Source organism: Rhodococcus sp. RDE2 (genome assembly GCF_020885655.1).
In the GTDB taxonomy this organism is placed as follows: Bacteria; Actinomycetota; Actinomycetes; order Mycobacteriales; family Mycobacteriaceae; genus Rhodococcus; species Rhodococcus pyridinivorans.
This window is the reverse complement of record NZ_AP025186.1, coordinates 4239035-4265080: the sequence shown is the minus strand read 5'-3', so window position 1 is coordinate 4265080 and position 26046 is coordinate 4239035. Positions and strand designations below refer to the sequence as shown.

The 26046-nt window shown below is 68.9% G+C and carries 24 protein-coding genes and 3 riboswitches; of the genes, 12 read left to right on the top strand and 12 right to left on the bottom strand.

The window, feature by feature from the left end:
- Window positions 1-61: 61 nt before the first annotated feature.
- Window positions 62-934, bottom strand: a complete 873-nt coding sequence (locus tag LPH33_RS19870; RefSeq protein ID WP_229565601.1) for a hypothetical protein — start codon at window positions 932-934, stop codon at window positions 62-64.
- 229 nt (window positions 935-1163) lie between these two features.
- On the opposite strand from LPH33_RS19870, the gene LPH33_RS19865 reads away from it, so the two are divergent.
- The 3 genes from LPH33_RS19865 (at window position 1164) to LPH33_RS19855 (ending at window position 3769) form a co-directional block, all read left to right on the top strand.
- Window positions 1164-1580: a DUF3151 domain-containing protein gene (locus tag LPH33_RS19865; protein ID WP_006552986.1), complete on the top strand. Its 417-nt coding sequence runs from the start codon at window positions 1164-1166 to the stop codon at window positions 1578-1580.
- 10 nt (window positions 1581-1590) lie between these two features.
- On the top strand, window positions 1591-2754 hold the full coding sequence (locus tag LPH33_RS19860) for an FUSC family protein (RefSeq protein WP_229565600.1): 1164 nt from the start codon (window positions 1591-1593) through the stop codon (window positions 2752-2754).
- An 85-nt stretch (window positions 2755-2839) separates the two neighbouring features.
- Window positions 2840-3769: a cation diffusion facilitator family transporter gene (locus tag LPH33_RS19855; RefSeq protein WP_060650502.1), complete on the top strand. Its 930-nt coding sequence runs from the start codon at window positions 2840-2842 to the stop codon at window positions 3767-3769.
- A 1-nt stretch (window position 3770) separates the two neighbouring features.
- Here the strand turns inward: LPH33_RS19855 and LPH33_RS19850 are convergent, their stop codons facing one another.
- Window positions 3771-4319 carry a histidine phosphatase family protein gene (locus LPH33_RS19850; protein WP_229565598.1) on the bottom strand — a complete coding sequence of 183 codons (549 nt, stop codon included), beginning with the start codon at window positions 4317-4319 and terminating at the stop codon, window positions 3771-3773.
- 28 nt (window positions 4320-4347) lie between these two features.
- Window positions 4348-4492: riboswitch (cobalamin riboswitch) on the top strand.
- Window positions 4493-4523: 31 nt separating this feature from the next.
- On the opposite strand from LPH33_RS19850, the gene LPH33_RS19845 reads away from it, so the two are divergent.
- The 4 genes from LPH33_RS19845 to LPH33_RS19830 are packed head-to-tail and all read left to right on the top strand — an operon-like array spanning window position 4524 to window position 7813.
- Window positions 4524-4718, top strand: coding sequence for a CbtB domain-containing protein (locus tag LPH33_RS19845; RefSeq protein ID WP_229565597.1), 195 nt, complete (start codon window positions 4524-4526; stop codon window positions 4716-4718).
- 14 nt (window positions 4719-4732) lie between these two features.
- A complete protein-coding gene (locus tag LPH33_RS19840) occupies window positions 4733-5503 on the top strand; it encodes a CbtA family protein (protein WP_229565595.1) in 771 nt (256 codons plus the stop codon).
- 4 nt (window positions 5504-5507) lie between these two features.
- Complete coding sequence (locus LPH33_RS19835) at window positions 5508-6986, top strand: cobyric acid synthase (protein WP_229565594.1); 1479 nt, start codon at window positions 5508-5510, stop codon at window positions 6984-6986.
- The gene (locus LPH33_RS19830) at window positions 6983-7813 is read left to right on the top strand and encodes a cobalt-precorrin-6A reductase (protein ID WP_229565592.1); all 831 of its coding nucleotides are present in this window, start codon (window positions 6983-6985) and stop codon (window positions 7811-7813) included. The genes LPH33_RS19835 and LPH33_RS19830 overlap by 4 nt, the downstream gene beginning before the upstream one ends.
- Here the strand turns inward: LPH33_RS19830 and LPH33_RS19825 are convergent.
- Both LPH33_RS19825 and LPH33_RS19820 read right to left on the bottom strand, forming a co-directional pair.
- The gene (locus LPH33_RS19825) at window positions 7716-8264 is read right to left on the bottom strand and encodes a hypothetical protein (protein WP_060650844.1); all 549 of its coding nucleotides are present in this window, start codon (window positions 8262-8264) and stop codon (window positions 7716-7718) included. The two genes, LPH33_RS19830 and LPH33_RS19825, sit on opposite strands and share 98 nt — an antisense overlap.
- 121 nt (window positions 8265-8385) lie before the next feature.
- Complete coding sequence (locus tag LPH33_RS19820; protein WP_060650506.1) at window positions 8386-8907, bottom strand: hypothetical protein; 522 nt, start codon at window positions 8905-8907, stop codon at window positions 8386-8388.
- Between the two features lie 102 nt (window positions 8908-9009).
- Here LPH33_RS19820 and LPH33_RS19815 point away from each other — a divergent pair, with 102 nt between their 5' ends.
- Window positions 9010-9711, top strand: coding sequence for a haloacid dehalogenase type II (locus tag LPH33_RS19815; RefSeq protein WP_324256220.1), 702 nt, complete (start codon window positions 9010-9012; stop codon window positions 9709-9711).
- Between the two features lie 283 nt (window positions 9712-9994).
- On the opposite strand, the gene LPH33_RS19810 is transcribed toward LPH33_RS19815, so the two are convergent.
- From LPH33_RS19810 to LPH33_RS19790, 5 genes are all read right to left on the bottom strand, one after another.
- Window positions 9995-11905, bottom strand: a complete 1911-nt coding sequence (locus LPH33_RS19810; protein WP_229565590.1) for a LuxR family transcriptional regulator — start codon at window positions 11903-11905, stop codon at window positions 9995-9997.
- A gap of 461 nt (window positions 11906-12366) precedes the next feature.
- Window positions 12367-13287, bottom strand: a complete 921-nt coding sequence (locus LPH33_RS19805) for a cobalamin biosynthesis protein (RefSeq protein ID WP_229565589.1) — start codon at window positions 13285-13287, stop codon at window positions 12367-12369.
- Window positions 13284-15659 (bottom strand): cobyrinate a,c-diamide synthase, encoded by a 2376-nt coding sequence (locus LPH33_RS19800; RefSeq protein ID WP_229565588.1) that lies wholly within the window; start codon window positions 15657-15659, stop codon window positions 13284-13286. Before LPH33_RS19800 ends, LPH33_RS19805 begins: the two co-directional genes overlap by 4 nt.
- Window positions 15656-16270: a cob(I)yrinic acid a,c-diamide adenosyltransferase gene (gene cobO, locus LPH33_RS19795; RefSeq protein ID WP_060650510.1), complete on the bottom strand. Its 615-nt coding sequence runs from the start codon at window positions 16268-16270 to the stop codon at window positions 15656-15658. Before cobO ends, LPH33_RS19800 begins: the two co-directional genes overlap by 4 nt.
- Window positions 16270-18159: a VWA domain-containing protein gene (locus LPH33_RS19790; protein ID WP_229565587.1), complete on the bottom strand. Its 1890-nt coding sequence runs from the start codon at window positions 18157-18159 to the stop codon at window positions 16270-16272. The genes cobO and LPH33_RS19790 overlap by 1 nt, the downstream gene beginning before the upstream one ends.
- A 34-nt stretch (window positions 18160-18193) precedes the next feature.
- Window positions 18194-18390, bottom strand: a riboswitch (cobalamin riboswitch).
- 41 nt (window positions 18391-18431) lie between these two features.
- On the opposite strand from LPH33_RS19790, the gene cbiE reads away from it, so the two are divergent.
- The 4 genes from cbiE to LPH33_RS19770 all read left to right on the top strand — a co-directional run bounded on the left by cbiE (window position 18432) and on the right by LPH33_RS19770 (window position 22548).
- The gene (gene cbiE / locus LPH33_RS19785) at window positions 18432-19652 is read left to right on the top strand and encodes a precorrin-6y C5,15-methyltransferase (decarboxylating) subunit CbiE (protein ID WP_229565586.1); all 1221 of its coding nucleotides are present in this window, start codon (window positions 18432-18434) and stop codon (window positions 19650-19652) included.
- Window positions 19649-20410, top strand: a complete 762-nt coding sequence (locus tag LPH33_RS19780; protein WP_060650513.1) for a cobalt-precorrin-4/precorrin-4 C(11)-methyltransferase — start codon at window positions 19649-19651, stop codon at window positions 20408-20410. Before cbiE ends, LPH33_RS19780 begins: the two co-directional genes overlap by 4 nt.
- Before the next feature lie 158 nt (window positions 20411-20568).
- The gene (locus tag LPH33_RS19775) at window positions 20569-21999 is read left to right on the top strand and encodes an MFS transporter (RefSeq protein WP_229565585.1); all 1431 of its coding nucleotides are present in this window, start codon (window positions 20569-20571) and stop codon (window positions 21997-21999) included.
- Window positions 22000-22548, top strand: a complete 549-nt coding sequence (locus LPH33_RS19770) for a TetR/AcrR family transcriptional regulator (RefSeq protein ID WP_229565584.1) — start codon at window positions 22000-22002, stop codon at window positions 22546-22548.
- Here LPH33_RS19770 and LPH33_RS19765 read toward each other — a convergent pair.
- From LPH33_RS19765 to LPH33_RS19755, 3 genes are read right to left on the bottom strand one after another with little or no spacing between them, the layout of a single operon-like run.
- Complete coding sequence (locus LPH33_RS19765; RefSeq protein WP_229565583.1) at window positions 22503-24074, bottom strand: precorrin-2 C(20)-methyltransferase; 1572 nt, start codon at window positions 24072-24074, stop codon at window positions 22503-22505. The genes LPH33_RS19770 and LPH33_RS19765 overlap by 46 nt on opposite strands.
- The gene (locus LPH33_RS19760; RefSeq protein WP_060650517.1) at window positions 24071-24721 is read right to left on the bottom strand and encodes a precorrin-8X methylmutase; all 651 of its coding nucleotides are present in this window, start codon (window positions 24719-24721) and stop codon (window positions 24071-24073) included. The genes LPH33_RS19765 and LPH33_RS19760 overlap by 4 nt, the downstream gene beginning before the upstream one ends.
- Complete coding sequence (locus tag LPH33_RS19755; protein WP_229565582.1) at window positions 24718-25707, bottom strand: cobalamin biosynthesis protein CobG; 990 nt, start codon at window positions 25705-25707, stop codon at window positions 24718-24720. The genes LPH33_RS19760 and LPH33_RS19755 overlap by 4 nt, the downstream gene beginning before the upstream one ends.
- Window positions 25708-25825: 118 nt before the next feature.
- Window positions 25826-26019, top strand: a riboswitch (cobalamin riboswitch).
- Window positions 26020-26046: the final 27 nt, after the last annotated feature.

Genomic DNA, 26046 nt, shown 5'->3' with positions numbered 1-26046 from the left:
TCGTCGCGACACGCCGAGGGCGAACGACGACTTCTGCGCACTCGTGGTCGCTGTCGTCCCGTTATTCGCTGCAGACCTTCCACTGCTCGCCGTCGAGCGTGAGGTCGAAGGTGCGGTCGGTGACATCGCCGGGATCGTTCACCGTGTGCGCGGTGACCTGCGCGATGGCGGTGCCCTCGGTGATCTGGATGCGGTCGACGCTCGTCACCACCGGGATCTCGCCCTGTTCGACGGCGAGCCGGTGGATGTCGCGGAAGTTCTCCGGATCGACCGTCTCGTAGAAGTCGGAGAGCGCTCCGCAGGTCGACTCCCGCAGGGTCGCCAGGTCGCCTGATTCGAGTGCTCCGACGAAGGTGTCGATGCTCGCGCGGATCCGGCTCTCGGGGGAGTTGTCGGCGCGGTCCTTCAGGAACACGATCACCCCGGCCGCGACGATCGCGACGACCACCAGCACGGCCGCTGCTCCGGCAGCGATCAGCCGACGACCGCGGCTCTTGTCGCGGGCCGGCGGGATGCGCGTGGGCGTGGGCTGGACGGCGACGCGGGCGGGCTCCGGCTGAACCGGAGGTTCCTCGCCGCGCGGAGCGATGCGCTGCGGTGGCGCCTTGGGCACGTGGCTGCGGACCGGGATCTGCACGGTGGGCGCATCGGCGGCGGAGGTGACATCGGGCGCGGGCTCGGATTCGGGGGTCGGGCGGGACTCGACGGTCTCGGGTTCGACGACGGGAACCGCCACGGTCTCGTCCGTCGCGACGCTCTCGTCCGCAGTCTGCCCCGGCTCGTCGCTGCTCGCGTCCTCACCCGAGGACGCCGCATCGCTGGTCGGCTCCTCAGGTTCCTCGGAGACCGGCTCCGCCGGCTCGTCGGCCTTCTCGGTTCCCGCGCCCCTTGCATGCTCGGACACTGCATGCTCGGACACTGCATGCTCGGACACTGCGTCCTCGGATACTGCTTCTTCTGCGGCTGCTTCGTCGGTCGCCGCCGGCTCGACAGGGGGTTCGTTCTCCGTACTCTCGTCCGGTGTCTCGACAGAAGGGGTCGTCGAAGTCTGCTCGGGTGACTCTTCGTTCTTCGGGTCCGACAACGTGCTGCACCTCGCTCGACGGCCTGCGGTTACCCGGGGACTCTATCGAGCCTTCGCCACGGAAGGGCACAATGACCCCATGACGTCTTTCGGTGATCTTCTCGGACCGCAGCCCACCCTTCTCCCCGGCGACGACGACGCGGAGTCGGCCCTGCTGAACAACGAGGACCCGGCGAAGGTCGCAGCCGACCATCCCACCGCCTCGATCGCATGGGCGTACCTCGCCGAGGCCGCACTCGACAGTGGCGAGACGATCCAGGCCTACGCCTACGCGCGCACCGGATACCACCGCGGCCTCGACCAGCTGCGCCGCAACGGCTGGAAGGGTTTCGGTCCCGTGCCCTACAGCCACGAACCCAACCGCGGTTTCCTGCGTTGCGTCGCCGTGCTGGCCCGGGCAGCCCGAACCATCGGTGAGTCGGACGAGCACGCCCGCTGCCTGGACCTGCTCGAGGATTGCGACCCGCGGGCAGCGGAAGAACTCGGCGTCGAATAGACGCCCGTACATGTCTGTGTCGAACAGACTGTCCGCGGCGACCCGGCGTCGACCCACCCGTCAGGGAGCTCGTAAGCGCCTGACCGACTCGTTCGAACGGCTGCGCTCTTCGGCGCTGCCGATCGTGCAGTGCGCGCTGGCGGCGGGTCTGGCGTGGTGGGTCGCGAAAGATCTGGTCGGGCACCAACAGCCCTTCTTCGCACCCATCGCGGCAGTCGTCTCCCTCGGGCTCGGTCTCGGCGCCCGGTTGCGGCGTTCCGTCGAACTCGTCTGCGGTGTGACCGTCGGGATCGGCGTGGGCGACCTGATCGTCTCTCTCATCGGTAGTGGACCGTGGCAGATCGCACTGGTCGTGATGATGGCGATGGGTACCGCTGTGGCGCTCAACAGCGGCCCGATCTTCTCGATGCAGGCGGGTAATTCCGCGGTGCTTGTCGCCACCCTTCTGCCGCCCGGCGGCACCGGGGGTGTCGACCGTATGGTCGACGCTCTCATCGGGGGGCTCACGGGGATTGCAGTGGTCGCGCTCATTCCCACGCATCCGGTGCGGCGGGCGCGCCGCAATGCGGCCGAGATCCTCGCCACCGCGAGCGAGGTACTGCGCAAGGTGGAGTCCGGCCTCGTCGAGAACAATCCGAAGCCGATCGAGGAAGCGCTGCGGCAGGCCCGCGCCACTCAGCCCGCGATCGACGCGATGCGATCCAACCTCAAGGGCGGCAAGGAGATCAGCCGGATCTCGCCGCTGTACTGGAACAGCCGTAAGCGTCTCGCGGTCCTGACGGCTGCCGCCGACCCGATCGATCACGCGATGCGCAACATCCGCGTGCTCGCGCGACGTTCCTTGACTCTCGTCCGCGACGACGAGATCCTCGACTCGCGGCTGGTGCACCGTTTCGTCGAGGTCGCCGACGCCGTGGACGTCCTTCGTGAGATGGTTCTGGCCGAGCCGGGGGAGCAACCCGACCAGGCCGAGGCTGCGCGTGTCCTGCGCAGCATCGCCAAGAAGATGGATCCCGAACTCATCGCCGGGGCAGGAGTGTCGGCGACGGTGGTGTTCGCGCAGATGAGGTCGCTGCTCGTCGACCTGCTGCAGACCGCCGGACTCAAGCGGATCACCGCGATCGCGACCCTTCCTCCCACCGTCGAACATCCGGCCTACGACCCGGACGAATAAGCCCTCCGAGCCCGCCGGGCACGTAGCCGTTGAAACATATGCGCATTCGTGCATACGATGGCCCGAGGTTCGGAGAGGGAGTTCGATGGGTTCGGGTCACGGGCACTCACACGGCGTCGGCCACGGTCACGGTCAGGGCGCCGGTCCCACGCGCGCCGTCATCCGGCGCATGGCTTTCGCGCTGGGCATCCTCGGAGCGTTCTTCGTATTGGAGGCGCTCGTCGGTCTCCTGATCGGCTCTCTCGCCCTGCTCGCCGACGCGGGCCACATGCTCACCGACGTCGTCGGGGTGTCCATGGGCATGGTCGCCCTCATCCTCGCCCGACGTGGGAGCAGCGCGGCGTCGCGCACCTTCGGCTGGCACCGCGCCGAGGTCCTCACCGCGATGGTCAACGCGGTGCTGCTGCTCGGCGTCGCAGGCTGGGTGTTCTACGAGGCGATCGACCGCATCGGCGATGCCCCCGAGCTTCCCGGCCTGCCCATGATCGTCACCGCCCTCGCGGGACTGGCCGCCAACATCGTCGTGATGCTCATGCTGCGGGCCGACGCGAAGGACAGCATCGCGGTGCGCGGCGCCTACATGGAGGTGCTCGCCGACGCCGTCGGGTCGGTCGGCGTCCTCATCGCGGGCGCACTCGTCATGATCTTCGGCTGGAGCCTGGCCGACGTCGTCGTCGGTGTGCTCATCTCCCTGTGGGTCGTGCCGCGCGCCCTGCGACTGGCCGCCGAGTCGCTGCGCATCCTCACCCAGACCTCGCCCGCACATCTCGACGTCGACCTGCTGCGCACCGACCTGCTGGCGCTGCCCGGCGTGTACGGCGTGCACGACCTGCACGTGTGGACGCTGACCACCGGCATGGACGTGGCGACCGTGCATCTCGTCAGCGACCACGACCCGCAGTGGATCCTCGACTCGGCGCGCACCGCGCTGTCGTCGCACGGGCTCGAGCACGCCACCGTCCAGGTCGAGTCGACGGTCGACGGCAAGCAGTGCGAGAAGGATGTCACCTGGTAGCTCATCGCGCGAATCGGTTCGGCCGCAACGTCCACCGACCCGGCCCGCCGTAGAGCCGGACGACGTCCAGCGGTCCCACGTCGATCCTCCGGAACGACGACGCCGGAGCGTCGAGAGCGCACACCGTCGCCGCCCGCACGACCGCCGGGTGCGTCACCACCCCGACCCGTTCGTAGCCGTCGTCCTGGGCTGCCAGCCAGGTGCCGACACGGCGGATGAGGTCCTCGACCGACTCGCCGCCGTGCGGTGCCGCCGCCGGCTCGGTCAGCCACATCGCCAGGTCGCTCTCGGGCACGTCGCCCATCGTCGCCCCGCACCACCTGCCGTAGTCGAGCTCGCGCAGCGCGGAGTCGATCTCGGCGGGGACGCCGAAGGCGTGGACCGTGTCGACCGCGCGTCGCTCCGGTGCGCACACCCACCGGTCGACGACCGGCGCCGCGACTCGTCCGAGTTCGCGGCGGCCTCGTTCGGAGATCGGTTCGTCGCACGGAAACCGGGCCTGTTCCGTCGCATGCGTGGAAGCGTGTGCGACGAAGAACAATCGGGTCACGGCAGGTACGTCCTCTCCGCTTGACATCGTCGACCGAGCGATGCGAAGGTTCGTCGGTAAACATGTGCCGAGGTGTAGGCAATCCGGTGGAGAACCGGAGCGGTCGCGCCACTGTAACCGGAGAGGTCGAAATCTTCGGAAGCCAGAAAACTCCCGCGGTACATGACGGAATCGAATGGGACGCGAAATCCCAGGAGGATTGTCATGGCTGTTGTCCATACCCCCGACGAGTCGCTCGGTTCCGCGGCACTCGCAGCCGCTCTCGCCGCAGTGATCGTCGCGGCATTTCTCGTTCTCTACCTGGTCGGATTCGATCAGGGCGCGATCTCGCGCACCGGCATGTTCATGCACGAGTTGATGCACGACGGCCGGCACCTCCTCGGTCTTCCGTGCCATTGAGAACGGGGACCACGATGCCCGGAACCTACCTCCACCTGCTGCTGCGGGGCCTGCTCGCCGGACTCGTCGCGGGTCTGCTCGCCGGCGGTGTCGCGTTCGTCGTCGGCGAACCCCACATCGAATCCGCGATCGCGCTCGAAGAAGCTGCCGGCGAAGCGCATTCGCACGATCACGACCACGCTGCGACCACCGGGGAATCCCACGGTCACAGTCACGGCGAGGATGCGCTCGTCGACCGTACCGGTCAGAAGGCCGGACTTTTCCTCGCGACGACCCTCGCGGGTCTCGCGCTCGGCGCCCTCTACGCGTCGGTGCTGCACTTCGCGCGTCGCCTCACCGACATGCCGGGCTGGAAGCTCGGATTGTTCGGGGCGGCCGGGGCATGGCTCGCCGTCGAGGCCGTCCCGTTCGTGAAGTATCCGGCGAACCCGCCGGCCGTGGGTGATCCCGACACGATCGATCAACGCACCCTGCTGTGGCTCGCCTCGGTCGCTCTCGGGCTCGTCGCGATCGCCGTGGCCGTCGCTGTGGCGAAGGCGCTGGCCGCCCAGGATCTGCACACCGTCCGCATCGCCGGCCCGGCGGTTGCCTTCCTCGTCGTGGTGGGTCTCGGATATCTCGCCTTGCCGAGCATCGACGAGGTGGGGGAGGGCTTCCCCGCGACGCTGCTGTGGGAGTTCCGGGTCGCGTCGTTCACCGTGCAGCTCACCCTGTGGGCGGTGCTCGGTGTGGTCTTCGCCTACCTCACCGAACGCGCTTCCCGTCGCGTGACGATCTCGGCCTGACGCCATGGGTTCGGGTCTGCTCGTCGCCGGAACGACCTCGGACGCAGGGAAATCCGTTGTCGTCACCGGGATCTGCCGATCCTTGTCGCGGCGCGGCCTGAAAGTCGCGCCGTTCAAGGCGCAGAACATGTCGAACAACTCGATGGTGACGAGCGAGGGTGCGGAGATCGGACGCGCTCAGTGGATCCAGGCGGTGGCCGCCGGTGCGATCCCCGAGGCCGCGATGAACCCCGTGTTGCTCAAGCCCGGCAGCGACCGGCGCAGTCACGTCGTCGTGCTCGGCCGACCGGCCGGTGCGCTGGAAGCGGGCGAGTTCGCCGGTGGGCGGCGGCATCTCGCCGAGGCCGCGTTCGGCGCATTCGACGACCTCCGTCGCCGGTTCGACGTGGTGGTGTGCGAAGGTGCCGGGAGCGCGGCCGAGATCAACCTGCGCGACCACGACTACGTGAACATGGGCCTGGCGCAACACGGTTCGATACCGACCGTCGTTGTCGGCGACATCGACCGCGGTGGCGTGTTCGCCTCGATGTTCGGGACGCTGGCCCTGCTCGACGCCGCGGATCAGCAGTTGATCCGCGGTTTCGTGATCAACAAGTTCCGCGGAGACGTCTCGCTCCTGAAGCCCGGACTCGACTCGCTCGAACGACTCACCGGCCGCCCTGTGCTCGGCGTGCTGCCGTGGCAGCGCGACCTGTGGCTCGATTCCGAGGATTCGCTCGCCCTCACTTCCCGCCCCGCACACGACGGTGACGGCGCACTGAGCATCGCCGTCGTGCTGTTGCCGCGCGTCAGCAATTTCACCGACGTCGACGCGTTGTGCCTCGAACCGGACGTGCGGGTCCGCTTCGTCGACGACCCGCGAGCGCTCACCGGCGCCGACGTGGTGATCGTGCCCGGAACACGCGCGACCCTCGCGGATCTCGCGTGGCTGCGCTCGCGAGGACTCGACACCGCGATCGTCGAGCACGCCCGCCGAGGCGGACCGGTCCTCGGTATCTGCGGCGGCTTCCAGATGCTCGGCACGCGCATCGACGACCCGCACGGCGTCGAGGGTGTGCCCGGCGCGAGCATGCCGGGTCTCGGATTACTTCCGGTCCGAACCACATTCGGACCCGAGAAGGTCCTGCGGTTGCCGACGGGTACGGCGTTGGATGTGGCTGCCTCCGGCTACGAGATCCACCACGGACGCATCACCGTCGACGGGGAAACCGACTTCCTCGGTGGCACCCGCGTGGGCTCGGTCTTCGGCACCATGTGGCACGGCGCCCTCGAAGGGGACGGTCTGCGGTGGGCGTGGCTGCGCGAGGTCGCTGCGTCGGTGGGCCGCGAGATCCGTACCGGCGAAATGAGTTTCCCGGCTGCACGCGAGTCCCGCATCGAGGCACTCGCCGACCTCGTCGACGAGCACCTCGATATGGACGCCCTGCTCGACATGCTGTCCGACGAACAGGCCCTGCCGGTGCTGAAGGGGACTCTGCAATGACGGTCCTGATCCTGGGCGGAACCGGTGAAGCACGCGCTCTCGCCACTGCTCTGGACGACGACGCGATCGAGTTCGAGTCCTCGCTCGCAGGCCGGGTCCGCAACCCGCGCCTGCCCGTCGGTCCGGTGCGCATCGGAGGATTCGGTGGCGCCGAGGGCCTCGCCCGGTACCTGAACGAGCGCGGTATCCGAGCCGTCGTCGACGCCACCCATCCGTTCGCCGCCGGCATCAGTGCGAACGCCGCTGCGGCCTGCGCCGCTGTGAACGTGCCGTTGCTGCGCCTGCAGCGACCCGGCTGGCACGACCGGCACGGTCTGTGGACATGGGCCGACGACCACCACGCCGCCGCGGAAGCCGCCGCGACCGGCCGGCGGATCTTCCTCAGTACGGGACGGCAGACTCTCGACCGCTTCGTCGGACCGCTCGCTGCGCACGACGTGCTCGTGCGCGTGGTCGACCCGCTCGCGATCGAACTGCCACCGAACTGGTCCGTGCTGCTCGGACGCGGTCCCTACGACAGGGATGACGAACGGAGTCTGTTGCTCGACAACAGGATCGACACCCTCGTCACGAAGGACTCGGGTGGTTCGCTCACCCGCGGCAAACTCGACGCCGCGGACGAGTTGGGAGTGCGCGTGATCGTCGTGCGCCGGCCCGCCGCCCCCCGCGGGGTCGCCACGGTGGATTCCGTAGCGACGGCGCGGGACTGGGTTCTCCGAGTCGCGGAGGTCAGACCTGCGGACCTTCGGAACGCAGATCGTCGACCTTCTTCATCGCTTCCCGCAGCTCCTGGAGCCACTGCTCGGAGTGCTGACCTACGAGCCTGACGGTCCACTTCAGCGCGTCGGAACGGGACCGTGCGACCCCCGCGTCGACGAGGGTGTCGAGCACCTGCCGTTCGGGTTGACGCAGCCGCGTCATGACCGGGACGGCGAGGTGGGTGAACAAGTCGGTCCGGTCGCCGACCTTCACGCCCCAGGCCACCTTGCGGCCGTAACGGGCCTCGGCCTCGTCGGCGATGCGCATCCGGTCGGCGCGTGTGGTCTCGCGGAAGCGAGCGATGCGTCCGTCGATCTCGGTGTCGCTCGTGCCGTCGGGTACCCCGAGGGGGCCGACGACGAAGATTTCCTCTCTGTCGATCTCGATGTCGGGTGGTCCGGTGAACCAGTCGTCGGGGAGCCTGCCGGCGAACCACTCGGCGGCATCGCTCGCGTCGGGGATGTCGGCCTGTTGCCAGCCGCCCGGTCGTCCGAATCCGTGGATGTGTGAATGTCGCATGATGTCCTCCTCGGGACGCGACCCGGTGCGTGTCGCACCGATCAACCTGTGCGTGTTGCACTGATTACAGTGTTGCACTGCAAGCGTGTCGTGCGCCACTGTCGAGCGGCGAAGGGTGCGGTCAGCGCCCGTTCCGGGGAGTCAGAACCCCGGAGGTGACCGGAGGAGCGCTGCGCAGGGGAGCGGTGGAGAGCACGACGGGCAGCCACACCGCGGTGGATGCCATCACCACGCCCCAGCACAGATACAGGCCGACGTGCGGTGCGTGAGAGGTGTGGGCGACCATCCCGGCCTGTGACCAGACGGCGAACAACCCCACCATCGACGCTGCCCCCGAACCGAGCATCGCGATCGTTGCGGCACCCCACCGGCGGCGGAGCAATGCGACGAGCGGTACGAGGATGCCGAACACCACCACGAAGACGTCGAAGACACGGAGCGGAAGGGTTGCGGCCTCGGAGTCCCAGCGCAGAAGGGTCGTCAGGGACGTCACCGAAGTGGCCTGGGGAAGCAGCAGACCCACGACCAGCAGGGCGACGCACCCGGCCAGGATCCGGACCCGCGAGCGGCCGACGATCACCTCACCGGCGACGCGGTGTTCGATCCGATCGAGATCGTGACGGAATTCCGCCAGGTCGTCCATGGTGCACCCCCGGAGCGCGGCGACGCTTCGGTCCCAGTATGAGACGCGGGTCACATCGGCGTGCGGGTTCGGGAAAGCAGTTTCGGGCAGGCGCGATCGGGCATGCTCCAGGGCGTGAGCCGATACGACGCGTACATCTTCGACGTGCAGGGCACGCTGATGGACTTCTACACCCCGGTCACCCGGGCGGTGGCCGAAGCCCTCGGACCCGACGCCGATCCGGCGACCGTAGGTGACCTGGTGCGGGCCTGGAGAAGCGACTACTACGAACGCATCCTCCGTCTCGACCAGTCGGTGGAGAAGTGGTACCGCGTGCAGGACTCCTACGTCGACGGACTCGGCGACGTGTGCGACCAGTTCGGGATCGACCTTCCCGAGGACGTGCGCATCGAGACGGCACGGGCCTGGCAACGCCTCGAGGCATGGCCGGACGTGCGGCCCGGGCTGAGAGAACTCCGTTCCCAGGCATTGGTGGCGACACTGTCCAACACGGACATGGCCACGATGATCGGGCTCTTCCGCGACCAGCAGCTCGAGGCCGATGCCATCCTCACAGCCGAACTGTTCGGTGCCTTCAAACCCGAACGGTTCCTGTACGAACGCACCTGCCGCTATCTCGGGGTCGATCCGTCCCGGGCCGCGATGGTCGCGTCGCATCCCTACGATCTGCGGGCCGCCCACGAGGTCGGCCTGAACACCGTCTTCGTGTACCGGCCGCTCGAGAACGGCCGCGTCGAGGACGCGGTCGACGACACCGAGGGCGAGTTCGACCACCGCATCGAGGACCTGCGGGACATGCCGTGACAGGTATCTGTCGGCACTCGCTGGAAGAGTGCCGATCATGGCCGAGAACAAGACCCAGCCCACCGATCGTCCGGTGTCGGAGTTCCTCGACGCCGTCGACCATCCGGTACGCCGCGCCGACGGATGGGCACTGCACGACCTGATGCACGACGTCACCGGGCAGCCGGCGGTGATGTGGGGACCGTTGATGGTCGGTTTCGGCCGGTACCACTACCGATACGCCAGCGGACGCGAAGGCGACGCCCTCGCCGTCGGCTTCTCGCCCCGCAAGACGAACCTCGCGTCAGTCGAGCACGAGGTGCCGCGCGGCGATCACCGCGTCCTTCCCGGAGTTCACACCGAGCTTCCGGTACAGCGACCGCAGTTGCGTCTTCACCGTGTTCACGCTGACGAATTCGGCCTTCGCGATGGTGCGTGCCGAGCGACCCGCGATCAATCCGTCGAGGACCGCGCGTTCGCGCGGCGTCAGTCGCACGACCGGTTTCGACTTCGGATAGGTGGCGGTGTCGAGTGCCGTCGGTTCCGCGGCGGTCGGCAGGGTGACTCCCAGCGAGCCGAGATGACGGGCCATCAGCGGCGAGACCATGGTGAACGGTCGTAACAACCCCGTCTGCTGCGACAGTGCGATCGCCCGGTCGAGATGCGGACGGGCGTCGGTGTCGCGTCCGAGCGCGCACGCGGCAGCGGCGCCGAGCACGGCCAGTTCCATCGCCTGGCGGGGCGTGCAGTTCGGATCGGTCCTGTAGTGGTGCACGAGCGCTTCGCTGCCGGCCGGATCGCCCGTCAGCAGACGCATGCGGGCATGGACGGGTGCGGTGAACAGGTGTGTCGAGTCGGCGATGAGGTTCTGCGCCCGGTCGAAATCACCCAGTGCCAGCTCGAGATCGGCGCGTATCGCGTTCACGAGCACGGCGTTGTACCCGGCGTGGAGTTCCGGGTGTTTCCGGATCTCGGCCTTGATGCGTCGCAATCCCTCCATCGGGGTGCGTGTGAGCAGTGCGAAGGAACCCTGCGCGTAGAGGACGAACGCCCAGAGCTCGTCGGGGGTCGTGCACGCTTCGATGTCGACGAGGATGTCGAGCGCCACGTCGCATTCGAGTCGGTCGATCGCGAGCAGTGCCGCCGCGACCCGCTCGGCGGTGTGCGCGAGTCGTGCGCCGGCGCCGTGGTCCCCACGATGCGACCGATCCGTGGAGACCGCCCCGCGCGCCTCGGGGCCCTCCCCTCGCAGGGCGTGCATGAGCCCGAGTGCGGCAACCGCATCGTCGCCGACGGGCGTCCCGGCTCCGGCGGCACGGGCGCGGCGCAGCATCCCCATCGCCTCGTGCGGACGCACTGCGAAGAAGTAGGTCAGGCCGGCCTGGAAACAGAAGGCGGCGTCGGAGACGACCGTCTCGGGCGCCCCCGACGAGGACACCGCTCTCGACGCGAGCTCGTCGCAGATCGACGCCGCCTCGGTGAACCGTCCTTCCCTCCGCAGGGCGACGACCTGCCCGAGCTGCGCAGCGCCGTTCGATCCGCGGTCGAGGCTCCCCGGCACCACGAGGTAGGTCCTCGTCGGTTCTGCCGGCAGGTCGTTCACGGCCCGTCGCAACAACGACCGGCGGACTGCGTCCGGGTACGCCCGGGCCGAGTTCCCGGGCACGGGTTCGACCAGGCCGAGGGATTCGAGGGTGGTGACGAACGTCGGGCCGTCCACGCCCGACTCTGCAAGGGACGCGCAGGTCAGCGAGTCGGTCATTGCCGACATCAGGACCGGTCGGAGCAGGTGTGCGAGGAGCGGTTCGTTCTTGATCGTCCGCGCTGTCACCGAGTCGGTCACCGCGTCCACGATGCGGTCGAGGTGCTCGAGCTCCGTCACACCGGGGATCGGAGCGGGGGACAGGGCTGCGGGGAGACGGCCGATCACGGCCGGTAGCCCTCCGGTGCGGTGAACGATCCGATCCACGAACCACCGCTCCTGTGGAACACCGGCATCACGCAGGTAGGCAGTTGTTTCGTCGACGGTGAAGGCGAGGTCGTCGGAGGTGAGGATTCTCGTGTCGGAGGGCATGTCCGCACCGACGGAACTCGTGGTGCGGGTCGCGACGACGATGCGCAGGGTCGGATCGTCGGCGAGCAGAGTGCCGATGCCCTCAGCGACGTCCTCGTCGAGTCGTGCGCCGTCGAGGACGAGGGTGACGGGTGTGTCCACGGTCGAGAGGGTGGTGCGGAGGGCGTCGAATCCCTGGCTCGGGCGCGAGGCTTCGGTGTCGATGCAACGGCGTACGGAATCGAATATCCGGGTCCAATAACGGTCGGCGGCAGAATCTGTCGTGGACGGACCGACGTACGCAATAACGCCGTTCGGCTCGGGATCGGTCATGAGCCATGTCCGCAGAAGTGTCGTCTTTCCCGAGAAACGGTGCCCGCGAAGGATCACCAGACGTGGCGCATCGGACAATTCCGAGAACAGGCGATCGCGACAGTAAGGAAAAATCTCGACACCTCCACGTCGGCTTCCCCCTGCTCAACGGTTCCGTATTTCTTTTTCCGATCTACGAATCGCACTAACTGTAACCGGAATTACGTTTTCGGGCAGATCGGACACGGATTCACCCCGGAATTTCACCCTCGGAACGGAATTGTCCGTCGAGGCGGGAAATATCGGGCAGATTATCGACGACGTGCGAGTGCGACGGCGACAGCCGTCGCCACGGCTCCGAGTCCGACCTTGGAGGCGAGTCGCGCGGTACGGCCGATATCTTCCGAGGTCGGCGCGCGTCCCTCGCCGAGTGTGCCGCGATTTTCGACCACACCGTGATAGACGTTCGTGCCGCCGAGCCGGATGCCGAGAGCGCCGGCGAACGCCGCCTCGACCGGGCCGGCGTTCGGACTCGGATGCTGGTGCGCGTCCCGCCGCCACGCACCGATCGAACCCCGAGCATTGTCACCCAGCACCACGGCCAGCAGAGCCGTCAGCCGCGCCGGAGCAAGGTTGAGCAGGTCGTCGAACCGCGCTGAGGCCCATCCGAACCGTTCGAGCCGCGGCGTGCGGTGGCCGACGCGCGCGTCGAGAGTGTTCGCGGCCCGGTAGCCGAGCAGGCCGGCGGGACCGAAGAGCACCCCCCACCACAGTGGCGCAACGACGGCGTCGGACGTGTTCTCGGCCACCGACTCGATCGTGGCGCGGGCGATCCCGTTCTCGTCGAGCTGTGACGGGTCGCGGCCCACCAGGTGGGTCACCTGCCGCCGCGCCGCGGCGAGATCGCCGTCGCGGAGCTGGGCGTCGATCGTCCGGGCCTCGAATCCGAGGGAGCGGCCACCGAGGACGGTCCATGTCGCGAGCGCCGTGACGGTCACCGACAGCACCGGACGACCGCGGGTCGCGCGGTCGGCGGCGTATCCCAGCGCTCCGGCAGAGCCGACCAGCAGCGAGGTGAACACCACCCCGGCAACGCGGTGGTCGGCATACAGCCGGCCCTCGGCGGCGCGCGCCAACTTCCCGAAGCCGCTCACGGGATGCCACCGCTGCGGGTCGCCGACGAGTTGGTCGGCGGCGTAGCCGAGCGCCAGTCCGAGTGCCCTGTGCTTCACAGGATCGTTCTCCACGCCTCGACGAGCGTTGCCGTGGTCGCCGCGTCGCGCACCGCGATCCGTACCCAGTCGTCACCGAGGCCGGGGAAGGTGTCGCCGCGACGCAGCGCGAAGCCCTTCTCCCGCAATCTCTCCCGCGTTCCCTCTGGCGTTTCCGCCAGCACGAACGGGGCCGTCGCGGGGGAAACCACGCGGATTCCGAGTCCGGTGAGGGCGTCGACGAGAACCTCCCTGTCGCCGGCGATCTCCTGTGCGATCACCTCGGTCTCGCGTACTGCGTCACCGGATGCGCACGCGATCATCGCGGCCGCTGCGGGAGTGGACACCGACCAGGGTGGTTGCTGCGTGGCGAGATTCGCGAGCACTGCGGCGTCGCCGACCACGTATCCGGCGCGCAGGCCCGGGATCGCCCACGTCTTGGTGAGCGACCGCAGCACCACGAGTCCCGGAACGAGGTGTCCCGTCAACGATTCGGTTTCGCCGGGAACAGCGTCCATGAACGCCTCGTCGACCACGACCACCCGTCCAGGTCGGGCCAGTGCCAGGAGCGTGTCGGCCGGGTGCAGGACCGAGGTGGGATTCGTCGGATTGCCGACGATCACCAGGTCGGCGTCCGCCGGGACCGCACCCGGATCGAGAACGAACCCATCGTCGCGGCGCAGCACGACCCGTGTGACGCGGTGCCCGGCCGCCAGCAGCGCCGCTTCCGGTTCGGTGAACTGCGGGTGCACCACCACCGGCTTCCGCCACGCCCGTGCCCGGGCGATCAACGTGAACGCCTCGGCGCCCCCGGCCGTCGGAAGGACCTCGTCGACGCTGCGGCCGTGACGATCGGCGAGGGCGGCGCGTGCATCGCTCGGGTCGGGATACCGGGCGAGATCGTCCAACGAGGCACGCAGGGCGTCGTCGAGCCATGCCGGTCGCGGTCGGCGAGAGACGTTGACGGCGAGGTCGACCAACCCTTCGGTCGCGTCGCGGTCGCCGTGATGGTGCAGGTCGGGTTCGTGTGTTCGACGACGTGCCGGTGCCGAGGTGGGTTCGGGCGCGGGTTCCGCCGACCGTGCGGCGTCGGCGAAACGTCGTGCGAGATCGGGATGTCCGGCCCAGTGCGTGTGCAGGTACGACGCGTGCACCGTCGCGGTGGCGACGCCGTCCGGCCGGCCGTCGAGCAGCCACGCGGGAGGCGAGCCGGAATCGATCACGGTGCGGTGGAATTCGTGACCGGTGACGCGGGTGCCGGCGGGGGCGAGCAGGGTGTCCTGCGGTGCGATCGCGGTGCGGTAACCGAGGGTCAGGCGCGGGGTCATCCGTGCCACCGTGTCGAGGGCGCCGACCATCTCGTGCCCGTCGACCTCACGCCCCAGATAGAGCAGACCGGCGCACTCGGCGAGGGTCGGAACCCCCGCTGCGATCGCGTCTCGCAGGTGTGCGCGCAGAGGTGTGTTTGCGGCGAGGTCGGCGGCATGTACCTCGGGGAACCCGCCGCCGAGGTAGATGCCCGCGGTGCCGGTGGGCAGTCGTTCGTCGCGCAGGGGATCGAACGACACCGGTCGGCATCCGTGGGCTCGCAGGAGTTCCTCGGTCTCGGTGTAGCGGAAGGTGAAGGCGCGGCCTCCGGCGACGGCGATCACGGGTCCGTCCTCGGTGGGCGTACCCGGCGACCACGGCGTCGCCGGCAGATCGGTTGCTGCCGAGGCGATACCGACGATCTCGGTGAGATCGATGCGCTCGGCGATCCGCGCGGCGAGCCGATCCACCTGCGCGGTCGCCTCGTCGCGCTCTTCGACGGGCACCAGCCCGAGATGGCGCGAGGGGACGGTGACGCCGTCGTCGCGACCGAGCACCCCGAGCACCGGGATGCCGGTCGGTTCGAGGGCGCGGATCACCTCGTCCGAATGTCGCTGAGATCCGGCCTTGTTCAGGATCACGCCGGCGATCCGCGTGCCGCGGTCGTAGGACGCCATGCCGTGCACGATCGCCGCGATCGACCGGGAGGCGTGCGAGACGTCGACGACGAGGATCACCGGTGCGGACAACAGGGCCGCGGTGTGGGCGGTGGACGCGTACCCGTCGGTGTCGATCATCCCGTCGTACAACCCCATGACCCCTTCGATCACGGCGATGTCCGCACCGGCGGCGCCGTGCAGGAACAGGGGAGCGACGAGGTCCTCGCCGACGAGATGCGGGTCGAGGTTGCGGCCGGGTCGGCCGGTGGCGAGCGAGTGGTAGCCGGGATCGATGTAGTCGGGACCGATCTTGTGGCCCGACACGACGTGTCCGGCGCGACGCAACGCCGCCATGAGACCCGTGGCGACGGTGGTCTTCCCGTGCCCGGATGCCGGTGCGGCGACGACTACGCGCGGAACTCTCACCACTCGATCCCTCGCTGGCCCTTCTGTCCCGCATCCATCGGATGCTTGACCTTCGTCATCTCCGTGACCAGGTCCGCGACCTCGATGAGCTTCGGATGCGCCCGCCGCCCGGTGATCATGACGTGCTGGTGTCCCGGTCGTGAGGTCAGCGTATCGACGACCTCGTCGATGTCGATCCACCCCCAGGCGATCGGATAGGTGAACTCGTCCAGCACGTAGAGCCCGTGCTGCTCGGCGGCGAGGCGTCGCTGGATCTCGCGCCACCCGGCGAGAGCATCGGCGGCGTGATCCTCCTCGGTGCCTTCCTTGCGCGACCACGACCAGCCGGAACCCATCTTGTGCCACTCGATCGGCCCGCCGGTTCCGCGCTCGGCGTGCAGATCGGCGAGGGTTTCGAAGGCGGTCTGCTCACCGAGTCGCCACTTGGCGGACTTGACGAACTGGAAGACGGCGACCGACCAGCCCTGGTTCCAGCCACGCAGTGCGAGGCCGAATGCGGCTGTGGACTTTCCTTTTCCGTCGCCGGTGTTGACCATCAGCAGCGGCCGGTTGCGGCGCTGGCGGGTGGTGAGACCGTCGTCGGGGACGACGGTGGGTTGTCCCTTCGGCATCAGGCGGCCCTCTCCCGGACGATTCCGGTCAGTGCGTCGGCATCGACCTCGCCGACGGGTACGTAGTCGGCACCGAGACGTTCGGCGAGACGGGCCGCGAGACCCATCCGGAAGCGGCCCGTCTCGGAGTCGACCACCACGGAGGAGATGCCCTGTGCGGCAACGGTATCTGCGACGTCGAGTGAACGCTGCACGGCGTCCGTTCCGGCGGTGGCGCGACCATCGGTGACCACGACGAGCAGTGTGCGTCGTCGCGGATCCCGCAGCGAATGGCGCCGAACGGTCTCGGCCGCTTCGATCAGACCTTCGGCCAGCGGTGTGCGTCCACCGGCGGGGAGTTCTCGTAGTCGTGCGGCAGCCACGTCCACCGAATTCGTTGGCGGGAGCGCGAGGGTCGCGCCGGTGCCGCGGAAGATCACGAGACCGACGGTGTCGCGACGGCGGTAGGCGTCGAGCAGCAGCGACAGGACGGCGGTCTTGACCTGCACCATCCGGTTGCGCGCGGCCATCGACCCTGACGCGTCGACGCAGAACAGGACGAGATTGGTCTCGCGGCCTTCGACGATCTTGCGGCGCACCTGCCGAACCTCATCGGTGAGGGCGGCCGCGCGGATCGTGGCGGGAAGGTGGACGGGACCGGAATCGCCGCGGCGACTGCCCACGGTGCGGCCGATCGTGGTGACCGCCCGCGACCGGCGGCCGGCCGCCCCGCGCCCGACCCGATCGACGGAGAACACCCTGGCACGAAACGGATCCGACGCCGACGCCAGGCTGGTGGACGACCGATCACCCGAACCGGAGGATGTCTCCGCCGCCGAGTCGTCGGGTGCGCTTTCACCACCACCACCACCACCGGGATCGTCGTCGGGGCCGGGATCGGGATCGTCTCCGCCGAGCAGTTCGTCGAGCAGATCGTCGCTGTCGGTGGGAGCGTCGAATGGGTTGCGGCGCCGCCGGTGCGGCAACGCGAGCCGGGCCGCCGCCGCGATGTCCTCACGTGTCACCTCGAGGCGGCCGTGCCAGGCCGCGTGTGCGATCGCCGTGCGGGCGGTGACCAGGTCGGCGCGCATGCCGTCCACGTCGAACGCCGCGCACACCTCGGCGATCGAGACCAGCGCATCGTCGCTCAGCACGACCTGTGGGACGAGTTCGCGCGCGGAGGCGACGCGCCGCGACCACTCGGCGTCCCGATCCGCCCATCGCGCGGTGAACCCGGCCGGGTCGGCGTCGAAGGCCATCCGCCGCCGCACGATCTCGGCGCGCATGTGCGGGTCGCGGGGCGCGGTCACGTCCACGGCGAGTCCGAAGCGGTCGAGCAACTGCGGGCGAAGCTCACCCTCCTCGGGATTCATCGTTCCGACCAGTACGAATCGGGAGGCGTGCTCGACGGAGACCCCGTCGCGTTCGACGGTCGAGCGGCCCATCGCCGCGGCGTCGAGCAGCAGGTCGACCAGGTGATCGTGCAACAGGTTGACCTCGTCGACGTACAGCACGCCGCGGTGGGCCAGGGCCAGAAGGCCGGGTTCGTATTCCGCCGTGCGGTCGGCCAGTGCCTTGCCGAGATGCAACGCTCCGGTGACGCGATCCTCCGCCGCGCCGACGGGTAGTTCCACCAGCCGGACCGGCCGGACATGCGAGGCCGCACCGGGCGGATGGGGGCCGTCCGGGCAGGACGGATCGGGGGCGTCCGGATCGCACGAGAACCGGCACCCGTCCACGACGGTGACCGGGGGCAACAGTGCGGCGTGGGCACGCACCGTCGTCGATTTCGCGGTGCCCTTCTCGCCACGCACCAGCACACCGCCGATCGTCGGCGACACCGCACACAGGGTCAGGGCCAGCGCGAGGTCGTCGGAACCGACCACCGCGCCGAACGGATACACATGCACTTCGACCTCCACAGGCTCCCGCTGGGATGTTCTCCGCGGCAAGCTGTTCGAAGGCCGGTATTCGGACTTCCCGGTCGGACGCCGTGCGATCGCCTTCCCGGACCGGACGGTCCAGTGGCTGCGCGGATGCGCGTGATCGACGACTCCCGGGTCACCGCAGCGGGCCTGTGCCGGATTCTCACCGGCTTCCCGATTATCCCCGTGAGGGGCACCTTCGATTGCCTTGCCACGGCCGAGTCTAGGCCATGGCGCGTGGGCTATGGTTCACCGCCATGGGACCGATGCGACAGACGACAGGCATCACCGTTGTCGGAATCGGGGCGGACGGATGGTCCGGTGTGCCGTCCACCGTCAGGGAGCGGATTCTCGCGGCCGAGGTCCTGCTCGGCGGCCGGCGCCACCTCGACCTGGTTCCAGCAGGCACAGCGGTGCGCGAGGAGTGGCCGTCGCCGCTCCTGCCCGGGCTCGACGACCTCCTCGACCGGCACGCCGGCAAGGACGTCGTCGCGCTCGCATCCGGTGATCCGCTGGTCTCCGGGATCGGCACCACGCTGATCCGACGCCTCGGAGGCGACGCCGTGGAGGTGATCCCGGCGATCTCGTCGGTGGCACTGGCCCGTGCACGCATGGGCTGGTCCGCGGAGGAATGCGAGACGGTCACCGTCGTGGGTCGCGAGATCGATGCTCTGCGCAGAATTCTGACGCGCGGGCGCAAACTCGTCGTCCTCGTCGACGGTGCACGTGTCGCGGATGTTGCGACGCTCCTGGAGGCCGCCGGTTTCGGGAACTCACGGGTCGCGGTGTTGTCGCATCTCGGTGCTGCGGACGAGTCCCGGATCGATGCGAAGGCGGCCCATCTGACCGATACGGGTGTCCGGTCTCTGAGTCTGATGTGCGTCGAGGTCGACGGACCCGCCGGGTTGTCGGTGCTGCCCGGTCTCGACGACTCCCTGTTCGAACATGACGGACAGCTCAGCAAGCGGACCGTGCGTCTCGCGGCGGTGTGCGCACTCGCGCCGCGACCGGGGGAGTTGCTGTGGGACGTCGGTGCGGGAGCCGGGTCCGTCGGAATCGAATGGGCACGAACCGATCCGCGATGCCGCACGCTCGCGATCGAGAAGGACGAACGGCGTGCCGACGCGATCGAACGCAACGCGGCTGCGCTGGGGGTGCCGTCGACCGTGCGCGTCGTCCGGGGCGCGGCTCCCGCCGCGATCGCCGGACTCCCGATGCCCGACGCGATCTTCGTCGGCGGGGGAGGAAGTCGCGAGGGTGTGCTCGATACGTGCTGGGACGCATTGCCTCCCGGAGGTCGTCTCGTCGCGCATGCGGTGACCCTGGAGACCGAGGCCGTCCTGGTGCAGTGGTGGAAGACGCACGGTGGTGAACTCGTGCGCCTGTCCGTCGAACACGCCGATCCGATCGGAACGTTCACCGGATGGCGCGCGCAACGACCAGTGGTGCAATGGAGTGCAGTGAAAGGTGAACGATGACCGTCCATTTCGTCGGATCCGGACCGGGAGCGGCCGACCTTCTCACGCTGCGAGCGGTGAACCTGCTCCGCGAGGTTCCGGTCGTTCTGTACGCCGGTACCTATCTCGATGCCGAGACCCTCTCGCACTGCCGTGACGACGCCGAACTGGTCGACACGCAACACCTGGACCTCGACGAGATCACCGCACATCTCGTCGACGCACACCGGCGCGGACTCGACGCCGTGCGATTGTGCTCCGGCGACCCGTCGCTGTATTCGGCGCTCACCGAGCAGACGCGACGGCTCGACGCCGCAGGCGTGCCGTGGGACGTCACACCCGGTGTGCCCGCCTACGCCGCGGCGGCAGCGGCACTCGGTACCGAGCTGACGGTCCCCGAACTCGTGCAGACGGTCGTGCTGACCCGCACGCAGGCCCGATCGACGGCGATGCCCGACAGCGAGGCTCTGGCGCGGGTCGCAGGAATCCGGGCGAGTCTCGTGCTGCACCTGGCGATCACCCGCATCCGCGTCCTCGCCGAAGAACTCACGGCCGAATACGGCGCCGATTGTCCCGTCGCGGTGGTCGCGTTCGCGTCGCGGCCGAACCAGGTCGTGCTGCGCGGCACCCTCGCCGACATCGCCGACGGTGTCGAAGCCGCGGGGCTGAAGCACACCGCGGTCATCGTCGTCGGACACGCTCTCGGTGTGCGTGAACGGCCGGATGTGGCCTGCTCGCATCTCTACGACCCCGCCCGCGAGCGCCCCGGTCTCGGATAGCTCCATCCTCGCGCGCCGAACCGGGGTTCGCCCCGGTTGCAACAGCGGCGAACCCCGGTTCACCGCGCGAACCTGTTGACAACCCGGGGGTGAACGCCGTTCACTCGATCCCGGGGTGAACGTTGTTCACCCCGCTGGGTGGCAACGGAGATGGGGACATGGGACGAACGACACCGGCGTCGAGTACGACGATCATGACGCTGCTGAGCCTGGCGGGTCTCGTCGCGGCTCTGCAGACCACGCTGGTCATTCCGCTGCTTCCGGACTTCCCGGAGATCCTCGACGTCTCGGCCGGCGCCGCGACCTGGCTGGTCACCATCACGCTGCTGACCGGAGCGGTGGCGACCCCCATCGTCTCCCGCTCGGCCGACATGTTCGGCAAGCGCCGGATGATGGTGCTGTCGCTGGCGATGATGGTCGTGGGGTCGCTCATCGCCGCGCTCGGCGGGAGCTACATCGCCGTCCTCGTCGGCCGCGCGCTGCAGGGCTTCTCCTCGGCACTCATCCCGGTGGCCATGGCCGTGCTGCGCGACCTGCTGCCCCGAGAGAAGGTCGCGAGCGCAGTGGCGCTGACCAGCGCCACGATGGGCATCGGCGGCGCCCTGGGTCTGCCTGCAGCGGGCGTTCTCTACGACACCCTGGGATGGGCCTCGGTCTTCTACGTCTCGGCGGCTGCCGGTGTGCTCCTGTTGGTCGGCATCCTCGTCACGGTTCCGGCGGGCGCATCGGGCAACCGGGGCCGCTTCGATCTCGTCGGCGCAGTGCTGCTGTCGCTCGCGCTGGTGGCACTGCTGCTCGGCATCTCGAAGGGGCCGGTGTGGGGCTGGTCGAGTCCGCAGACCCTCGTGAGCCTCGGGGCGGCTGCCGTGGTCCTCGCCGTCTGGGTCCCGTACGAACTGCGCGTTCCCGTCCCCATGGTGGATCTGCGCGTCTCGTCGCATCGGCCTGTACTGCTCACCAACATCGCCGGGCTCTTCGTCGGCTTCGCGGCGTACGCGAACACCCTCTCCACCACACAGCAACTGCAGCTCCCCGAGATCACCGGCTTCGGATTCGGTCTCAGTGCGGCGACCGCCGGTCTGTGCATGGTTCCGGGCGGACTCACGATGCTCGTCGTCTCTCCGCTGTCGGCGCGCCTGACCGCACGATTCGGCGGCCGCACCACCCTCCTCGCTGCGGGACTGCTCATGACCGTGGCCTACGGATTCCGCATGGCCTTCGACGACACCGTCGCACTCATCGTCATCGGTAGCGTCCTCGTCAGCATCGGCGACGCGATGGCCTTCGCGACCATGCCGGCGTTGATCATGGGGGCCGTCCCGCTCTCGGAGACCGCAGCGGCCAACGGCCTCAACAGCCTGCTCCGGACGATCGGATCGTCGAGCATGAGCGCGGTGGTCGCGGCACTGGTCGCCGGACTCACCATGGAAGCGGCCGGGGCGGTCTTCCCGGCCCACAGTGCCTTCGTGGCGATGTTCGGAATCGCCGGCGTCGCGACGTTCTCCGCTAGCCTGGCAGCCATGTTCCTTCCGAGGCAGCGACCGTCGACGACGAGCGTCGCGGGCGCATCCGTGGAGGCGAAGACCTAGGTGACCGAGCGAACCACCCGCGACGTCATCCTCGACGCCGCACGGCCGTTGTTCGCCGAGCGCGGCTTCAACGGCACCACGATCAGGGACGTCGCCGAAGCGGCCGGTGTCTCACCGGCTCTCGTGATGAAACTGACCGGCAGCAAGGCCGAGCTGTTCCAGGCAGCAGCTCCGGACTCGCCCGGACTCGCCGAGGCCACGCGTCACGACGAGCCGGTCGGCTACCGGATGGTGCGTGCGGTCGTCGAGCGACGGGATTCGGACGACTACGACTTCTGGGCGATGGCACCCTTCCTGATCCGTGAGGCGGCAGATCCGGCTGTGGCTCGCGCGCGGACGAACGAACGGGTCGTCGCCCGGATCGCGGCACTGATCGGGGACGAATCCGCGGGGCTGGTGCGCTCGCAGATGGTCGTCACCCTCCTGCTGGGACTGGCGGGCAGCCTGAGGACGTTCGAGCTGCTGCCGCCCGACGAGATGCCCAGCGAGACTCTGATCGAGACCTACGGCCGGCTCGTCCAGTCGGTCGTCGACGATCCCGAACTCTGACCGTCCACCGTCCGTTTCGTCCACACCGCACCGGTCGGAGTCACGGAGGTGCCCACAGCGCCGACGATGAGCAGGCACTTCATGTCGATGCTCGCCGGATCGAGTTTCTCGAGCGTCGTGACCTCGAGCGACTCGCCGGACCGTCCCACATCGCGCCCGATCACGACGACGGTGTCGGCCGGACGATGCTTCAGCAGTACCGTTTTCGCGTCCGCGACCTGCGTCGTCCGAGACCGCGAGGCCGGGTTGTAGATGCCCAGGACGAGATCGGCCTCGGATACCGCAGCCAACCGCTTCTCGATCACGTCCCACGGCTTGAGTCGATCCGACAGGCTCATCACCGCGAAGTCGCCGCCGATCGGGGCGCCGGCACGCGCCGCGACCGCCTGCACCGCGGAAACCCCCGGCAGGACGCGGATCGGCACCGACGCGTATGTCTCGTCCTGCGCAGCCTCGAACACCGCCGACGCCATGCCGAACACCCCGGCATCACCACCGGAGACCACCGCGACCTTCTCGCCCGACAGCGCGAGGTCGAGAGCGAATCGCGCGCGGTCCACCTCGACGGTGTTGCCGCTGGAATGACGGTGCAGGCCGGGACGTACCGGGACGCGATCGACATACGGTCCGTATCCGACGACGTGATCGACCTGTGAGAGTGCGTCGGCAGCCTCGGGGGTCAGCCACTTCTCGTCCGCCGGGCCCAACCCGACGACGAGCAGTTCGTTCGCGTCCGGATGTGTCTCCTCGACCGCGACGGACGGCCGCGATCGGTCGGCGACCGACCGATTCCTCGGAGAGCGGTCACCGGCGGTGAGGATCACCGAGAAGTACGGCACCGCGTCGGCATCGACCTCGGCGACCGGAAGGATGCGTTGCCGATCCATCGACGCGCGTTCGACATAGACGGCGTCGTCGAGGCGCCCGGACTGGGCGAGAGCCTCCCGGACGGCGGGAAACGTCCTGCCCAGCTTCATGATCGCCGCACCGTCGGTGTCGGCGAGTCGCCGTGCGAGCTCCGGGGCGGGCAGTGTGCCGGGCAGGATGGTGAGGACGTCGGTGCGCCGCACCATCGGTTCGGCGGCTGCGGCAGAGGCGGCGGACACCGAGGTCACCCCTGGCACCACTTCCGTCGGGTATCGCGGAGCGAGGCGGTCGTGCAGGTACATGTACGAGCCGTAGAACAAAGGGTCACCCTCGCAGAGCACGACGACAATGCGTCCCGCGTCGAGGTGGACGGCCAACCGGGCGGCGGACTCGTCGTAGAAATCGGCGATCGCACCGTCGTAGCCGCCCGGGTGATCGGTGGTGCCCGTCGTCACCGGGTACACCAGCAGTTCCTCGATCACGCCGTCAGGGATCAGATCGGCGGCGATCGATCGGGCGATGGAGCGGCCGTGCGTACCGGAGTAGTACGCGAGGACGTCCGCCTCGGCGATCAGCCGCGCAGCCTTGCGTGTGATGAGTTCGGGATCGCCGGGGCCGAGACCCACGCCGTAGAACCTGCCGGACACCTTCTCGCTCATTCCTTCTCCTGCGCAAGTGCATTGATCGCGGACGACGCCATCGCCGACCCGCCGCGGCGTCCCCGGACCACCAGATGGGGGATCTGCAGCCGATGGTCGAGCAGCGCCTCCTTCGACTCCGCGGCGCCGATGAAGCCGACGGGAACACCGACGATCGCCGCAGGTCGCGGGGCGCCGTCGTCGAGCATCTCGAGCAGGTGGAACAGGGCGGTCGGGGCATTGCCGATCGCAACGACAGCCCCCTCGAGGCGGTCGGCCCACAGTGACACCGCCGCCGCGGAGCGGGTCGTGCCCCACCGTTCGGCGAGTTCGGGGACACGCGGGTCGGCGAGCAGACACATCACGTCGTTGTCGGCAGGCAGGCGCGTACGGGTGACCCCCGAGGCCACCATGTTCGCATCCGTGAGGATCGGAGCACCTGAGTTCAATGCTGTGCGCGCGGCCGGAACAAGATCGGGATGGATGACGAGATCCCGTGCCAGATCGGTCTGTCCGCTTGCATGGATCATCCGGACCGCGACCTTCTCCGCACTCGCAGGAATCGCGGACAGATCCGACTCGCTGCGGATCGTCGCGAACGACCGGACGTAGATCTCGGCGCCGTCGGTGACGTAGTCGTACCGGCGCGGGGGAGGTCGAAGGGTCACGGGGTGCTCCTGGCAAGAACGACGCGGTGAGGCGAGTGCGGTGCGCCGCAGACGCGTTCGCATCCGGCGACGTGAATTCGGGAATCGGTGGTATTTCCGGCGACGATCCGGCGAGCCAGCGCTCGGGTGTCACCTTCGGCGAGGCTACACCCGGGTGCTCCCGTACATGCCGTCACCCGCTGCCACGCCGAATCCGGGGCCGTCTCGAAGCCGGTCTCGCGAAGCGCGACGAGATCCGATCCGGACGGGAGTATCAGGCCGCGCCAGGGCGTGACGACCACCCCTCGATCGGGCAGCGCAGCAACCATGGCGGGGGTGAGGATTCCCAGGGGGACCAGCACCGACACCGCATCGCCGAGCACGCCGTACGGCATCGTGAAGGCCGGTGGCCGCGGAGCGGGATCGGTGCCACCGAGTTCCGCTCCCGCACGCGGGAGTTGACGCACGTGCCACACCGACTCGCGAATCTCGACGAACCGGCGGGCCTGGCGCAGGAGCATCTCCGGAACTTGGGTGAGCCGCACCGTCGGCCCGTCGAGTCCACCCACGACGATCCGCGCGGTCCCGCCATCGAGCGCGACCGCGGTGAGATCGCACCGCAGCGTCGCCACGTCGCCGCGGCCGTCGTCGAGGCCGAACAGGAACCGGCCGGGCAGGCCGGCGAGGACCGGATCGCCGCACAGTCCGGCATCGAGTTCGCGGACGAGAGGCCGGACGTCGGCGAGTCCTCCGGCGAGACCCGACAGCGGCGACGCGACGATGTTCCGCACCCGTTCGTGGCTCGCCGACGGCAGCAGCCCGGCCACCGTGACGGCGTCGGCCAGTCCCGCGGGGACGGCACCGCAGTCGTCGAGTTCGATGCCTCTGAGCTGCAGGTTCCCTCGCGACGTCAGATGGACGTCGCCGTCGGCGTAAGCGATCGACGCGTCCGACAGTGCTCGGAGCGCCCCGTCGGGCACCTGCCCTCCGGGCACGCGCAGCCGCACCAGTGCGCCGTCCGCCGCGACATGTGGGCGAAGGATTCCGGGGCACCGATCGGGAGGGAAAGGGGGTGGCAGAGCATCCACAGACGCACATGGTTGCACACCTTTCCGTCCGGGTGCGCTACTCTCACCTTGCCGTGGTGCTCGGGAAGCCGGTGGGAAACCGGCGCGGCCCTCGCCACTGTGAGCGGATAGTTGCTCGCCCTCGTCCGTACCGGTCCGCCGGTGTGGAGGCCACTGGATCCCATCCGGGAAGGTCGGCGCAGCAGCAGTGACCCGTCAGCCAGGAGACCGGCCACGGCACGTGAGGTCCACGAGGGTTTTGGAGACTGAACATGGCTG